At 72.0% G+C, this 14,586-nt stretch carries 10 protein-coding genes; 6 read left to right on the forward strand and 4 right to left on the reverse strand.

The window, feature by feature from the left end; translation table 11 throughout:
- Positions 1 to 89: 89 nt before the first annotated feature.
- Entirely contained in the window at positions 90 to 731 is a 642-nt protein-coding gene (locus ACGF3A_RS30935) for a superoxide dismutase (protein ID WP_393733683.1), read from the forward strand.
- 158 nt (positions 732 to 889) lie between these two features.
- Here ACGF3A_RS30935 and ACGF3A_RS30940 read toward each other — a convergent pair whose 3' ends face one another.
- Positions 890 to 1,519 (reverse strand): DsbA family protein, encoded by a 630-nt coding sequence (locus ACGF3A_RS30940; RefSeq protein WP_393733684.1) that lies wholly within the window; start codon positions 1,517 to 1,519, stop codon positions 890 to 892.
- A gap of 182 nt (positions 1,520 to 1,701) precedes the next feature.
- On the opposite strand from ACGF3A_RS30940, the gene pepN (ACGF3A_RS30945) reads away from it, so the two are divergent.
- Positions 1,702 to 4,308, forward strand: coding sequence for an aminopeptidase N (gene pepN / locus ACGF3A_RS30945; RefSeq protein WP_393733685.1), 2,607 nt, complete (start codon positions 1,702 to 1,704; stop codon positions 4,306 to 4,308).
- A gap of 267 nt (positions 4,309 to 4,575) precedes the next feature.
- On the opposite strand, the gene ACGF3A_RS30950 is transcribed toward pepN (ACGF3A_RS30945), so the two are convergent.
- Positions 4,576 to 5,562, reverse strand: coding sequence for a LysR family transcriptional regulator (locus tag ACGF3A_RS30950; RefSeq protein WP_393733854.1), 987 nt, complete (start codon positions 5,560 to 5,562; stop codon positions 4,576 to 4,578).
- 220 nt (positions 5,563 to 5,782) lie between these two features.
- On the opposite strand from ACGF3A_RS30950, the gene snpA reads away from it, so the two are divergent.
- On the forward strand, positions 5,783 to 6,448 hold the full coding sequence (gene snpA, locus ACGF3A_RS30955) for a snapalysin (RefSeq protein WP_393733686.1): 666 nt from the start codon (positions 5,783 to 5,785) through the stop codon (positions 6,446 to 6,448).
- Positions 6,449 to 6,579: 131 nt separating this feature from the next.
- On the opposite strand, the gene pepN (ACGF3A_RS30960) is transcribed toward snpA, so the two are convergent.
- Positions 6,580 to 9,153: an aminopeptidase N gene (gene pepN, locus ACGF3A_RS30960; RefSeq protein ID WP_393733687.1), complete on the reverse strand. Its 2,574-nt coding sequence runs from the start codon at positions 9,151 to 9,153 to the stop codon at positions 6,580 to 6,582.
- A 222-nt stretch (positions 9,154 to 9,375) separates the two neighbouring features.
- Between pepN (ACGF3A_RS30960) and ACGF3A_RS30965 the strand changes: the two genes are divergently transcribed.
- A complete protein-coding gene (locus tag ACGF3A_RS30965) occupies positions 9,376 to 11,100 on the forward strand; it encodes a TIGR03767 family metallophosphoesterase (RefSeq protein WP_393733688.1) in 1,725 nt (574 codons plus the stop codon).
- 171 nt (positions 11,101 to 11,271) lie between these two features.
- On the opposite strand, the gene ACGF3A_RS30970 is transcribed toward ACGF3A_RS30965, so the two are convergent.
- On the reverse strand, positions 11,272 to 12,162 hold the full coding sequence (locus ACGF3A_RS30970; RefSeq protein ID WP_393733689.1) for a LysR family transcriptional regulator: 891 nt from the start codon (positions 12,160 to 12,162) through the stop codon (positions 11,272 to 11,274).
- Between the two features lie 74 nt (positions 12,163 to 12,236).
- Here ACGF3A_RS30970 and ACGF3A_RS30975 point away from each other — a divergent pair, with 74 nt between their 5' ends.
- Together ACGF3A_RS30975 and ACGF3A_RS30980 are read left to right on the forward strand one after the other, a co-directional pair.
- On the forward strand, positions 12,237 to 13,163 hold the full coding sequence (locus tag ACGF3A_RS30975; protein ID WP_393733690.1) for a DMT family transporter: 927 nt from the start codon (positions 12,237 to 12,239) through the stop codon (positions 13,161 to 13,163).
- Positions 13,164 to 13,174: 11 nt separating this feature from the next.
- Positions 13,175 to 14,323 carry a serine hydrolase domain-containing protein gene (locus tag ACGF3A_RS30980; RefSeq protein WP_393733691.1) on the forward strand — a complete coding sequence of 383 codons (1,149 nt, stop codon included), beginning with the start codon at positions 13,175 to 13,177 and terminating at the stop codon, positions 14,321 to 14,323.
- The last annotated feature ends 263 nt before the right edge of the window (positions 14,324 to 14,586 follow it).

A 14,586-nucleotide genomic window follows, 5' to 3' on the forward strand; every position in this document is an offset into this window, starting at 1 on the left:
GAGGGGGCTGCTCCGCTTTTTCGTATGCAGTTGCTGCTACCTTCTTCTTGCAAGTAATGTGCAATAGCGTTAGCGAAGGGTGAGAGCGCATGGCCATCTACACCTTGCCGGAGCTGCCGTACGACTACTCCTCACTGGAGCCGGTCATCAGCGGCGAGATCATCGAGCTGCATCACGACAAGCACCACGCGGCGTACGTGAAGGGGGCGAACGACACCCTGGAGCAGCTTGAGGAAGCCCGTGACAAGGACGCGTGGGGCAACATCAACGGCCTGGAGAAGAACCTCGCGTTCCACCTCTCCGGCCACATCCTGCACACCATTTACTGGCAGAACATGACCGGTGACGGCGGCGGCGAGCCCCTGGAGAAGGACGGCACTGGCGAGCTGGCGGACGCCATCGCCGAGTCCTTCGGCTCCTTCGCCAAGTTCAAGGCCCAGCTCTCCAAGGCCTCGGCCACGACGCAGGGCTCCGGCTGGGGCGTGCTCGCCTACGAGCCGGTCACCGGTCGCCTCATCGTCGAGCAGGTCTACGACCACCAGGGGAACGTGGGCCAGGGCTCGGTCCCGATCCTGGTCTTCGACGCCTGGGAGCACGCCTTCTACCTGCAGTACCGGAACCAGAAGGTCGACTTCGTCGAGGCCATGTGGCGCGTCGTGAACTGGCAGGACGTCTCCAAGCGCTACAACGCCGCCAAGGAGCGCGCGAACAACCTGCTGCTGGCCCCGTAACCGTAGCCATAGCCGTACCGGTACGGATCCGGACCCGGACTTCCCGCTCCTCGTGATCGTCTTCTCACCCTTCACGGCGGGCGGGCAAGAAGAGGGGGCCCTGTGTGGACGTGACACACAGGGCCCCCTCGGTCATTCCCGGGCGCTCGCGGCGGGCGTCAGTCGAAGATCGGGTCCTTGTCGCGGGTGCGCTTGATCTCGAAGAAGCCCGGCGTGGACGCCACCAGCAGCGTGCCGTCCCACAGCTTCGCCGCCGCCTCCCCCTTGGGCGCCGGGGTGACCACGGGCCCGAAGAAGGCGATCTGCTCGCCCTCGGGGCCCGGCACGGCGATCACGGGGGTGCCGACGTCCTGGCCGACGAGGTCGATGCCCTCCTTGTGGGAGGCGCGCACCGCCTCGTCGTACTCCTCGCTCTCCGCGGCGTCGGCCAGGCTCCTGGGGAGGCCCACCTCCTCCAGCGCGGCCTCGATCACGTCACGGCCGCGGCCCTCGCCGCGGTTGTGGGTACGGGTACCGAGCGCCGTGTAGAGCGGGCCGAGGATCTCGCTCCCGTACTTCTGCTCGGCCGCGATGCAGACGCGCACCGCGCCCCACGCCTTCAGGTTGAACTCGCGGTACCAGTCCGGCAGCTCGTCCAGCTTGTTCTCATTGAGGACGGAGAGGCTCATGACGTGCCAGCGGACCTCCACCGGCCGCACCTTCTCCACCTCCAGCATCCAGCGCGACGTCAGCCAGGCCCACGGGCACGCGGGGTCGAACCAGAAGTCAGCGGGCGTCTTTTCCGACACGGTTTCTCCTCGTACGGGCGGGGCGCTTCCGGCCTCGCCAACAATAGGCACCTTGAGCGGAGCAACGCGGTCGCGCCGGGGCGCATTCCCCGATGTGTCGTGTCACCGGCCCGTGCGATGCTGATCGACGTCGTTCACGATGCGAGACGACCCATCCGAAGCAGAGAAGAGGGAGCCGCGCTGTGCCCGGAGAGAACCTGACCCGCGAGGAGGCCCGGCGCCGGGCCGGACTGCTGACGGTGCACGGGTACGAGGTGGCCCTGGACCTGCGGTCCGCGACCGCGCCGCCGCCGTCCGAGGGTCCGCGCACGTTCCGCTCCACCACCACCGTCCGCTTCGACTGCGCGGAGGAGGGCGCCACCAGCTTCGCCGACCTGATCGCGCCGCACGTCCACTCGGTGCGCCTCAACGGCGAGTCCCTCCGGGTCGAGGAGGTCTTCGACGGCACCCGCGTCGCCCTCCCCGACCTGCGCGCCACCAATGAGCTGACGATCGACGCCCAGTGCGCCTACAGCCGCACGGGCGAGGGCCTGCACCACTTCCTCGACCCCGAGGACGGCGAGACGTACCTCTACACCCAGTACGAACCGGCGGACGCGCGCCGGGTCTTCGCCAACTTCGAGCAGCCCGACCTCAAGGCCCCCTTCGACTTCACCGTGACCGCGCCCGCGCGCTGGACGGTGCTCAGCAACGGGGCGCGGGAGGGCGAGCCCCAGCTCCTGGACGACGGCTCCGCGATCTGGCGCTTCGCCCGCACCCAGCCCATCTCGACGTACATCACGGCCGTCGTCGCGGGCCCGTACCACTACGTCTCGGACACCTACCGCCGTACGTTCGAGGACGGCACCGAGCTGGAGGTCCCGCTCGGCGCGCTGTGCCGCAAGGGCCTCGCGAAGCACTTCGACGCGGACGACATCTTCACCGTCACCAAGCAGGGCCTGGACTTCTTCCACGACCACTTCGACTTCCCGTACCCCTTCGGGAAGTACGACCAGGCGTTCGTGCCCGAGTACAACATCGGCGCGATGGAGAACCCGGGCTGCGTCACCTTCCGCGAGGAGTTCGTCTTCCGCGGCAAGGTCACCCAGGCGTCCTACGAGGGCCGGGCCAACGTCATCCTGCACGAGATGGCGCACATGTGGTTCGGCGACCTGGTGACCATGGAGTGGTGGGACGACCTGTGGCTCAAGGAGTCCTTCGCGGACTTCATGGGCGCCTTCGCGCTCGTCGACGCCACCCGCTTCACCAACGGCTGGATCACCTTCGCCAACCGCCGCAAGTCCTGGGCGTACCGCGCGGACCAGCTCCCCTCCACCCACCCGGTCACGGCCGACATCCGCGACCTGGAGGACGCCAAGCTCAACTTCGACGGGATCACCTACGCCAAGGGCGCCTCCGTCCTCAAGCAGCTCGTCGCCTACGTGGGCCAGGACGCCTTCCTGGAGGGCGCCCGCCGCTACTTCAAGCGCCACGCCTGGGGCAACACCCGCCTGGAGGACCTCCTCTCCGTCCTGGCGGAGACCTCCGGACGCGACATGGGCGAGTGGGCCAAGGCCTGGCTCCAGACGGCGGGGGTGAACACGCTGACGCCCCAGCTCACCTACGACGAGCGGGGCCGCGTCACCGAACTCGCCATCCTCCAGGAGGCCTCGGCCTCGCACCCCGAGCTGCGCCCGCACCGCGTCGCCGTGGGCCTCTACCGCCGCGACCCGGCCGCCGGGACCCTGGAGCGGTACGCGCGCGCGGAGGTGGACGTCTCCGGCGCCCGTACGTCCGTGCCGGAGCTCGTCGGCTCCGAGCGGCCCGACCTGGTGCTGGTCAACGACGAGGACCTCACGTACTGCAAGATCCGCTTCGACGAGGTCTCCCTCGCCACCCTGCGCGAGCACCTGGGCGAGATCACCGACCCCCTGGCCCGCGCCGTGTGCTGGTCCGCGGTCTGGAACCTGACCCGGGACGGGCTGATGCCCGCGCGGGACTTCATCCGGCTGGTGCTGCGGTTCGCGGGCGCCGAGAGCGAGATCGGCGTGCTGCAGATGCTGCACGCGCAGACCAGGCTCGCCCTCGACATGTACGCGGCGCCCGCGTGGCGCGAGGAGGGCGCGCGGCTCCTCGCCGAGGGCGCCGTCTCCGAGCTGCGCCGCGCCGAGCCCGGCAGCGGGCACCAGCTCGCCTGGGCGCGCTTCCTCTCCGCGGTCGCGGGCGGCGAGCAGGAGCTGCGCCTGCTCGCCGGCCTGCTGGCCGGTACGGGGCGCGTCGACGGCCTCGAAGTCGACCAGGAGCTGCGCTGGACGTTCCTGGAGACGCTGACGGCCGAGGGGCTCGCGGACGAGGAGGCGCTCCGCGCCGAGCTGTCCCGCGACGACACGGCCTCGGGCAAGCGGCACCAGGTCCGCTGCCTGGCGGCACGCCCCTCGGCGGCGGTCAAGGCCCAGGCCTGGGCCTCGGTCGTCGAGTCGGACACGCTCTCCAACGCGCTCGTCGAGGCGACGATCAGCGGCTTCACCCAGCCCGGTCGCGATCAGCGTGCGCTGATCGCTCCCTATGCCGGGCGGTACTTCGAGGTCATCGAGTCGATCTGGGAGAGCCGGTCGATCGAGATCGGCATGGCGATCGTGCGGGGTCTGTACCCCGCGCTCCAGACGACCTCGGAGACCCTGGAGGCGACGGACGCGTGGCTGGCGGACCATGAGTCCTCGGCCCCCGCTCTGCGCCGCCTCGTCCTGGAGTCCCGCGACGACCTCGCCCGAGCGCTTGACGCGCAGCGCGCGGATGCCGACGCCGGGTGAGCCCACTGTGACAGCCCCCTGAGGTGCGTGCGCGAGTGCGGATGCGCCGTGGCTGGCCGCGCAGTTCCCCGCGCCCCTGAAACGACGCCCCTTCGGGGCGCGTTTCGAGGGGCGCGGGACCGGGCCGATCTGCGGCTCCGCCGCGTGCGCACGGCAGCGTGAGACGGCAACCTCAGGGGCGCGGGGAACTGCGCGAGCGAGCACGACGCGCCCGCAGGCGGCAGCGGCGCGCAAGGGGCAGCCCGGAAGCCGGAAGGGGAGAAGGGGTCAGGCCACGAAGGGGAGTACCGCTCCTTCGCGGCGGGTGTGGAGCCACCGGCGGTACGCCTCGCTGCTCCAGGCCACTTCCTCGTACGCCGCGCGGAGGTCGCCGAAGACCGCCTCGCCCTCCGCGCCGAGGCCCCATCCGGCGCGGAACGCCACCATCAGGCGCACGCCCAGGGGGTCGCCGCGCAGGGGCCTTATGGCCATGCCGGGCCTCGTGCGGGACGTGGGCTGGCAGGGGGTGACGACCTCGCCCGCGGCGACGAGGTCGGCGGCCGTCAGATAGTCCCCGTAGACGACGCGGGGATCGAGCCCGGCCTCGGAGAAGACGCGGCGCAGTCCGTCCCAGTCGCCGTCCACGGTCGGGTCGACCATCCACTGGTCGTCCGCGAGATCGGAAAGGCTCGGCGCGGTGCGCGCGGCGGCGGGGTGGGTGGTGGGCAGCGCGACGAACTGGGGCTCACGGTGCACCAGGACGCGCAGCTCGACCCCGTCGGGGACGCGCAGGGGCGAGCCCTCGACCTCGTGCACGAAGGCCGTGTCGAGCTGGTTGGACGCGACCATCCGCAGCAGGGTGTTGGCGGAGACGTCGGTCTGGAACGTGATGTCGGTGTCCGGCAGCCGCGCGTGCAGGCGGCGCAGCCAGCCGGGAACGGCTCGGCTGCCGGTGCTGCCCAGCCGGAGCCGCGCGTCTCCCCCGGCCGCGCCCCGGCCCGCCGCGTCCCGCGCCTCGGTGACCAGCGTGGTCATCTGGGCGACGATCGGGCGGGCACGCGTGAGGACCGTACGGCCCAGGGGCGTCGGCCTGCTGCCCGTCCGCTCGCGGGAGAAGAGCTGGCCGCCGATGGCCTGCTCTATGCGGCGCAGCTGGGTCGTCAGGGAAGGCTGCGTCATGCCCAGCTGGCGGGCCGCCTTGTGCACGCTGCCCGTATCGGCGATCGCACACAGCGCACGAAGGTGCCTCACTTCGAGCTCCACAGGCGGGAGCATAACGGCGCTCACGCACGCCACACCAGATATCACGGTGCCGCGAACGTCCGGCACGCATCAGGTGATTGCACGGTCCTATCGCCACTTGGCATCATCCGCGCGGCCCCGCTCTCGCACAGACTCTCCGTCAGCAGGATCCCATCCGGAGGGACCGGCACCGCCCCCCACCCGCACCACCCCCACAGCGCGGACGCCGGCCCGGACGAGTAGGAGACCCCCCATGAGACACCGCAACTCTGCCCTGGCGGCGACCGCCGGACTCGCACTGACCGTGGGCCTGGGCCTGGGCGCCGTGCCCGCCTCGGCCGACGACGGGCACACCCCGGCGGCCCCGGAGAAGGCCACGGTCCAGGGCTACACCGGTGAGAGCCAGAAGGCCAACGACGAGTTCTTCAAGGCCGTCGTCAAGGACGCCCTGAAGAAGCAGGCGGCGAAGCCGGGCATCCAGGAAGTCACCGTCACGTACGACGCCAGCGGCGCGCCGAAGTTCAAGGACCAGATAGCCAACAGCACGTCCGTCTGGAACTCGGCGGTGAAGAACGTCCAGCTCAAGGAGGGCAGCGGCGGCTCGTTCGACTACCGCGAGGGCGACGACCCGCGTGGTTCCTACGCCTCGACGGACGGCCACGGGAACGGCTACATCTTCCTCGACTACGCGCAGAACGAGGAGTACGACTCCAACCGCGTCGTCGCGCACGAGACCGGCCACGTGCTCGGCCTGCCCGACACGTACGACGGCCCGTGCGAGCAGCTGATGTCCGGCGGCGGCCCCGGCCCGTCCTGCACCAACGACAAGCCGAACGCCGACGAGAGCGCTCAGGTCGAGCAGCTCTGGGCGAACGGCGTGGCGGGCGTCGCCTTCGACAAGGTGGCGTTCGGCAAGTAGGCCGTACGAGTAGGCCGTACGACTCAGTCGTAGCGGCTCCGCACCTGGCACCACCTCCCCCACACGTCGGCCCCCGGTAGCGAACCCGGGGGCCGATGCGTGTCTCGGCGAGGGGCGGACAGCCCGACGGCTCAGCGGCCGGCGGCCTCGTCGGCCTTCTGGGCGTTGAGCGCCCGCTCGACGCCCGCGCGGGACTCGGTCACCAGGCGGCGCAGCGCGGCGCCCGGCTCGGCGGAGGCCAGCCAGGCGTCGGTGGCGTCGAGGGTGTCCTGCGAGACCTGCAGCGCGGGGTAGAAGCCGAGGGCGATCTGCTGCGCCATCTCGTGGCTGCGCTTCTCCCAGATGTCCTTGACGACCGCGAAGTACTTCTCCGTGTACGGAGCGAGCAGGTCGCGCTGGTCGGTCTGGATGAAGCCGCCGATGACGGCCTCCTGCACCGCGTTGGGCAGGGTGTCGCTCTCGACGGCCGCGGCCCACGCCTCGGCCTTGGCCTCGGCGGTCGGGCGTGCGGCGCGGGCCGAGGCGGCGTTCCGCTCGCCCGCCGAGGTCGCGTCCCGCTCCAGCTCGGCGGCGATCTCCGGCTCGTCCGCGCGGCCCGTGGCGGCGAGCCGCCCGAGCAGGGACCAGCGCAGATCGGTGTCGACGGCGAGGCCCTCCAGGGTCTCGCTGCCGTCGAGCAGCCCGGCCAGCAGGTCGAGCTGCGCGTCCGTACGGGCCGCGGCGGCGAAGGAGCGGGCCCAGGCGAGCTGGTGGTCGCTGCCCGGCTCGGCGGCGCGCAGCTGCTCCAGGGTGACGTCGGCCCAGCGGGCGAGGCCCGTCTCGCGCCACTCCGGCGCCGCGTACAGGTCGAGGGCGAGCTTGACCTGCCGCTGGAGGGACTGGACGACGCCGATGTCGGACTCCTTGCCGACGCCGGAGAGCACCAGGTCGAGGTAGTCGCGGGCGGCCATCTCGGCGTCGCGGGTCATGTCCCAGGCGGAGGCCCAGCACAGGGCGCGGGGCAGCGACTCGGCGAAGTCGCCCAGGTGCTGGGTGACGACGGCCAGGGACTCGGCGTCGAGGCGGACCTTGGCGTAGGTGAGGTCGCCGTCGTTGAGCAGCACCACGTCCGGGCGCTTGCGGCCCGCGGGGAACGGCACCTCGGTCAGCTCGCCGTCGACGTCCAGCTCGATCCGGTCGGTGCGGACGAGCTTGCCGTTCCCGTCCAGGTCGTAGAAGCCCACGGCGAGGCGGTGCGGGCGCAGCGTGGACCGCCCTGTGGCGCCCGCGGGGAGCGCCGGGGCCTCCTGGCGGACGGCGAAGGAGGTGAGCGTGCCGTCGTCGGCGGTGGTGATCTCCGGGCGCAGGACGTTGATCCCGGCCGTCTCCAGCCACGCCTTGGACCAGGTCTTCAGGTCGCGGCCGGAGGTCTCCTCCAGGGCGCCGAGGAGGTCGGAGAGGCGGGTGTTGCCCCACTCGTGGCGCTTGAAGTAGGCGCGGACGCCCTGGAAGAACTCGTCCATGCCGACGTAGGCGACGAGCTGCTTGAGGACGGAGGCGCCCTTGGCGTACGTGATGCCGTCGAAGTTGACCAGCACGTCGTCCAGGTCGCGGATGTCCGCCATGATCGGGTGCGTGGAGGGCAGCTGGTCCTGGCGGTAGGCCCAGGTCTTCATCTGGTTGGCGAAGCTGGTGAAGGCGTCGGGCCAGAGGCTGTCGGGCGAGTACGCCTGGCAGGCGATGGAGGTGTAGGTGGCGAACGACTCGTTCAGCCACAGGTCGTTCCACCACTCCATGGTGACCAGGTCGCCGAACCACATGTGGGCCAGCTCGTGGAGGATGGTCTCGGCCCGCGCCTCGTAGGCCGCGTCGGTGACCTTCGAGCGGAAGACGTACTGGTCGCGGATGGTGACCGCGCCCGCGTTCTCCATCGCGCCCGCGTTGAACTCGGGGACGAAGAGCTGGTCGTACTTCTCGAAGGGGTACGGGTAGTCGAACTTCTCCTGGAACCAGTCGAAGCCCTGCCGGGTGACCCGGAAGATCGCGTCGGCGTCGAGGTGCTCGGCGAGCGAGGGGCGGCAGTAGACCGCGAGCGGCACGCTGCGGCCCTCGCCCTCCCAGGAGCTGTGCACCGCGTGGTACGGGCCCGCGACCAGCGCCGTGATGTAGGTGGAGATGCGCGGGGTGGGCGCGAAGCTCCACACGTTGTCGCGCGGCTCGGGCGTCGGGGAGTTGGAGACCACCGTCCAGCCCTCGGGCGCGGTCACGGTGAACCGGAAGGTGGCCTTCAGGTCGGGCTGCTCGAAGCTCGCGAAGACGCGGCGCGCGTCCGGGACCTCGAACTGGGTGTAGAGGTACGCCTGCTGGTCGACCGGGTCGACGAAGCGGTGCAGGCCCTCGCCCGTGTTGGTGTACGCGCAGTCGGCGACCACGCGGAGTTCGTTGCGGCCCGCGGCCAGCCCGTCCAGGGCGATGCGGGAGTCCTCGAAGGCGGTCGCCGGGTCGCGCCGCTCGCCGTTCAGGACGATCTCGTGGACCGCCGGGGCCACCAGGTCGATGAAGGTGGCCGCACCGGCCTCGGCGGAGTCGAAGACCACCGTGGTCACCGAGCGGTACGTGCCGCCCTCCTGCGCCCCGCTCAGGTCGAGCTCGATCTCGTACGAGTCCACGCTGAGCAGCTGTGCCCGCTCCTGGGCCTCTTCGCGCGTCAGATTCGTGCCAGGCACTTTGGTGATCTCCCCACTCTCGCGGCTCGTCGGTGCTGTCCGGTTCCAGCGTCCCGGTCCCAGCTTCCGCGCCCATCCTTCCATCCCCGGGTTGCGCTGCCCGGCGGCCACCGTTCCTGAGCCGTTCAGGCCAGGGTCACCCGCGCTGCCAAACCTCCTGGAGGGAGGGGTTCCACCCTCTCGACCAGCGCCGGGAGACCGGGAGACACCGGGAGAGCGCAGATGCACCCTGGACCCGACCGCCGTACCGTCCTCGCCGCCGCGGGGACGACAGCAGCCGCTGTCGCCCTCGGCGGGGCCCTCGATCTCTTCGACACCCCTCCGGCCCCGCCCGCGCACGGGGCCGGAGGCGCGGGCACGCCCCGCACCACCCACGCGTACGCGGCGGAGCCCGCGGCGCCGTCCGCGCCGTCCTCACCCTCCGCTCCACCGGCCGCCGCCGGGCCGCCACACGGCGGCACCACCCTCGCCGCCGTCTCGGTCCCGACGGGCGACGGGCCGTACCGCAGGCTGACCGCCGGGGCGCCGTGGAAGCGGGTCGTCCGCACCGAGCTGGCCCGCGCGGACAGGCGCAGGACCGACCGGCGCACACCGCTGGCGGGGTTCGTGCAGTTCACGGATCTGCACCTGGTGGACGTGCAGCACCCGCTGCGCTACGAATACCTGCGCGCCCAGACCGCGAGCGCCTGGCGCCCGCAGGAGGCGCTGTCGGTGGCGGGCGCCGTCTCACTCGTCGAGCGGGTCAACGCGCTGGCGGGCGGCCCCGCGACGGGGATGCCGCTCTCCTTCGTGATCACCACGGGCGACAACACGGACAACAACTCGCGCGCCGAGCTGGAGTGGTTCCTCACCGCCATGAGCGGCGGCCGCATCACCCCGAACACGGGCGACGCGCGGCTGTACGAGGGCGTGCAGGACAGCGGGCTGCGGACGTACTGGCAGCCGGACTCGGCACTGCGGGACGCCGACAAGGAGCGGGGCTTCCCGCGCATAGAGGGCTTCCTGCGGGCCGCGCTGCGCGGGGTGACCAGCCCGGGGCTCGCACTGCCCTGGTACGCGACGGTCGGCAACCACGACGCGCTGCCGGGCGGCTGCTACGCCTCGGCGAACCGTTTCCTCGGGGAGTTCGCCGTGGGCGGCCGCAAGCTGCTGGAGCTGCCGGAGGCAGAGGGGGCGCGGATGTGGAAGGCGGTGCGCAAGGGGCTCGACCCCAAGGGCGAGCACTTCGCGGAGCTGCTGCGCGCCCAGAAGCGCCGGATGCGCTCCGTCACCCCGGACCCGGCACGCGCGCCGGTCACGCCGGAGGCGTACGTACGGGCGCTGCGCGAGCCCCGCTGGCGCGGCAAGGGACCGCGGGGCCACGGCTACACGGAGAACCATCTCGACCGGGGCCAGCTCCACTACGCGTTCCGGGTCTCCGACGACGTGATGGGCTTCAGCCTGGACACCACCCGCAGGGACGGGCACTACGAGGGCCAGGTCTCCGACCGTCAACTGCGCTGGCTGGAACGGCAGCTCGCCCGGCACCGCGACTCCTACGCCCTGATCTTCAGCCACCACACCAGCACCACCACCCCCGAGGGCGGCGACAAGCTCCTGTCCCTCCTGAAGGACACCCCGCACGTGGTGGGCTGGATCAACGGCCACAGCCACCGCAACCGGATCACCCCGCACGGCTCCCTCTGGGAGATCAGCACCGCGTCCCACATCGACTTCCCCCAACTCGCCCGCACGGTCGAGCTGGTCGACAACAACGACGGCACGCTCTCCCTCCTGACGACCTTGATCGAGTCGGCGGCCCCGTCCCGCACGGACTTCACGGACCTCTCCCAGACGGGCCTGGCGGCGCTCTACCGCGAGCTCTCGTACAACGCACCGGGGGCGCGAAGGGATTTGGCGGGGAGTCCGGGTGACCGGAACGTGGAGCTGCTGCTCCGTAAGCCGTAGGGCGCTCGCCGCGTACCCGGCATCGGGGGCTGCGCTTGCCAGCCCTGCGCCTTGCGCAGACCTCCCAAGCACAGAAGGGAGAAGCAGACGTGCCCCGTCAGGGGCGCGGGGAACTGCGCGACAAGCCACGACGTGTGCCGCATTCGGCAACGAACGCCAGGGGGCCGCCCCTCAGCCGCACTCTGCTCCGAGCAGCTCAAGGCAGGCCCGTACCGAGGGGCTGGCGCCCTGGGCGCGCCAGGCGGCACGGATCTCGCGCCGCAACCCCGGGCGTACAGGCACGAACCGTACGCCCGGCGGGCACGAGGGCTGCGCCATGCGCGGCACCAGCGCCAGCGTCAGATCGCGCGCGACGAAGGCGAGCATGGTGGCGTACTCGGTGACGGGATAGCGCACGTCCGGCTCCAGGCCCTGCGCGCGCAGCGCCTGCACCAGCGCCTCGTACGGCTCGGTCCCCGGCGGGCAGGTCGTCCAGACGGCGCCGTCGAGCTCGGGCAGGGCGATGCTGTCCCGGTCGGCGAGCGGGTGCCGCTCCGAGAGCGCCACGTCGACGTCCTCGGCCACGAGCGTCCGTACGGCGAGACCCTCGGGCAGCGGCATGGGGCGGCTGTCCCAGCTCTCCACGAGCACCAGGTCCAGCTCGCCCGCGAGGAGCCTCGGCACCATGTCGACGGCCTCCCCGTCGACCACGGTCGGGACGAGCCGGGGGTGCGCCTCGGTGAGGGCGGCGAGCACGTCGGGGAGCAGGGTGCGCAGGGAGCTGCCGACGCCGCCGAGGCGGAGCGGGCCGAGTATCTCGTCGCCCAGGTCGGCGAGGTCGGCCTCGGCGGCCGAGAGCTGCGTGACGACGCGCGCCGCGTGCCCGGCCAGCACGCGGCCCGCGTGGGTGAGCCGCACGCCCCTGCCGTGCGGCTCCAGCAGCGCGTGCCCGGCCTCGCGCTCCAGCTTGGCGAGCTGCTGGGAGACGCCGGAGGGCGTGATGTGCAGGGCACGCGCGGCACGGGCGAGGGAGCCGTGGGTGGCGACGGCGTCGAGGGCACGGAGCCGATCGAGACTGAACACACAAGCGATGCTAACGAATACTGGACATGAATCGTCGCTTTCGCTTGTGAGTCATCAACGGCAAAGTAGCTGTCATGACCACGGAGGAGATACGGACACCCCCTGAACCCGCCGGACCACCCGGAACCGGCGCGCTCGCCGACCGCAGCCCCGTGCTGCTCGCCGTGACGGGCTCGGTCTGCATCTCGGCCTCGGCGATGTTCGTGAAGCTCTCCGGCGTCAACGCGGGCACGGCCGCCTTCCTGCGCTGCGCCCTGGCCCTGGTCGCGCTGCTCCCGTTCGCCCTCGTGGAGCTCCGGCGGTACGGGCCGCGCCCGCTCCGCTTCCAGGCCCTGGACTTCGCGGCCGGTGCCCTGCTCGGCGTCGACTTCGTCTTCTGGGTCGCCAGCATCCGGGACGTCGGCTCCTCGATCGCCACCGTGCTGCTCAACCTCCAGGTCGCGGTCTTCCCGCTGCTGGCGCTCGTCTTCTCCCGTACCCGCCCCGGCGCGCGCTACTGGCGCACGCTGCCCGTGATGCTGCTGGGCGTCGCCCTCGCCTCGGGCGCGATCGGGAACCCCGAGCCGGGCAGCGACCCGGTCACCGGCGTGACCTACGGCGCGACGGCGGGCGTCGCCTTCGCCGGGTACCTCTTCCTCACCCGGCTCGGCGCCGGGCAGGCGCACGCCGTCCACCCCGTGTGCGTCTCGACGCTCGCCGCCGGGATCACCTCGGGGCTGCTGGGCTCGCTGTGGACGGGCGTCGATCTCACGCCGGGCTGGGGGCCGTTGGGGTGGCTCGCGGTGATGGCGCTCTTCGGCCAGGTGCTGGCGCTGATCCTGATCGGTCCCGCGCTGGCCCGCCTCGCGCCCGTGACGAGCGCGGCGCTGCTGCTGCTCCAGCCGGTCGTGGCCCTCTTCCTCGGTGTCGTTTTCCTTGGTGAACGGCCCACCGTGACCCAGTTCGCCGGGTGCGCCCTGGTGATCCTCGCCGTGTGGCGCACGAGCCGTACTGATCACTAAGGTGGCGGCACATGCCGCTGCTCCGCCCCGCGCTCACCGCTCTCGTCGTCTTCGCGAGTGTGCTCGCGCTGTCCGTCACCGCCTCCTCCGCGGCCGACGGAGGCCATGCCCCCACCCATGAGGCGATGCACACGGCGGTCGAACGGGACGGCGTGCCCGGCGTGCTGGGCGAGGCGGACGACGGCGCGGGACGGTGGACGGGCTCGTCCGGTGTCGCCGACACCCGCACCCACCGCGCGCGGCTGCCGCGCGACCGCTTCCGCATCGGCAGCCTCACCAAGCCCTTCGTGGCGACCGTGCTGCTCCAGCTCGAAGCCGAGGGCAAGGTACGCCTGGACGACCCGGTGGGCCGGTGGCTGAAGGGCCTGCCGCTGGGCCCGTACGGCGCGGCGTTCGGCGACCAGGCGCACGTGCTCACGATCCGTCACCTCCTGGGCCACACCAGCGGCATCGCGGACTACACGACCGTCCCCGCCTTCCGCGCCCGGAACTTCGGCCCCGGCTTCCTCTCCGGCCGCACCCGCACCTACACGCCCCGCGTGCTGGCCACGGCCGCGCTCCAGCGCCCCCGCCTCTTCGCGCCGGGCGACGGCTGGAGCTACTCCAACACCAACTTCGTCCTCGCCGGGATGATCGTCCAGCGCGTCACCGGCCGCCCGTACGCGGAGGAGATCGAGCGCCGCGTCATCCGCCCGCTCGGGCTGCGCGACACCTCGCTCCCCGGCACCTCCGCGCGCGTACCGGGCCCGCACGGGCGCGCGTACTCGCGGCTGGCGACCGGCTACGGCCCCCACCCCCGCACGTACGACGTGACGTCGCTGAACCCCTCGCTCGCCGGGGCCTCCGGCGAGATGGTCTCCTCCACCCGCGATCTGACGCGCTTCGCCCGGGAGTTGCTGACCGGCGGCCTCCTGCCGCCGCGGCAGCTCGACGAGATGAAGGACACCGTGCCCGCGGCGAACGGTGACCGCTACGGGCTCGGGCTCACCTCCCGCGCGCTCTCCTGCGGCATCACGGTCTGGGGCCACGAGGGCACGATCCACGGCTCGCGCTCGGCCGTCTTCAGCGCGGAGGACGGCACGCATACGGCCGCGTTCAACGTCAACGCGGACTGGTCCTCGGGGACCAGGGATCTCGTCGAGGCCGAGTTCTGTGCCTAGCGGCACTGCTGGTGCGTGAGGTCGGCGTTGCCGGGCACGGGGTGCCCCTTTCCGCCCGTGGCGGCCAGTCGGTACGTGGGTGGCTGGTCGCGCAGTTCCCCGCGCCCCTCGCTGGGCAGCGTCTGCCCCCTCCCGTGCGTCGCAGACTGCCGCGCCGTCGTGGTCGCTCGCGCAGTTCCCCGCGCCCCTGAAGCGGCCCCTCCGGGGCCTGCTTCAGAGCGCCGCGCACGGGTGCGCCCCGAAGGGGCGCGGGGAACTGCGCG

This window comes from Streptomyces sp. NPDC048172, assembly GCF_043202595.1.
GTDB lineage: Bacteria > Actinomycetota > Actinomycetes > Streptomycetales > Streptomycetaceae > Streptomyces.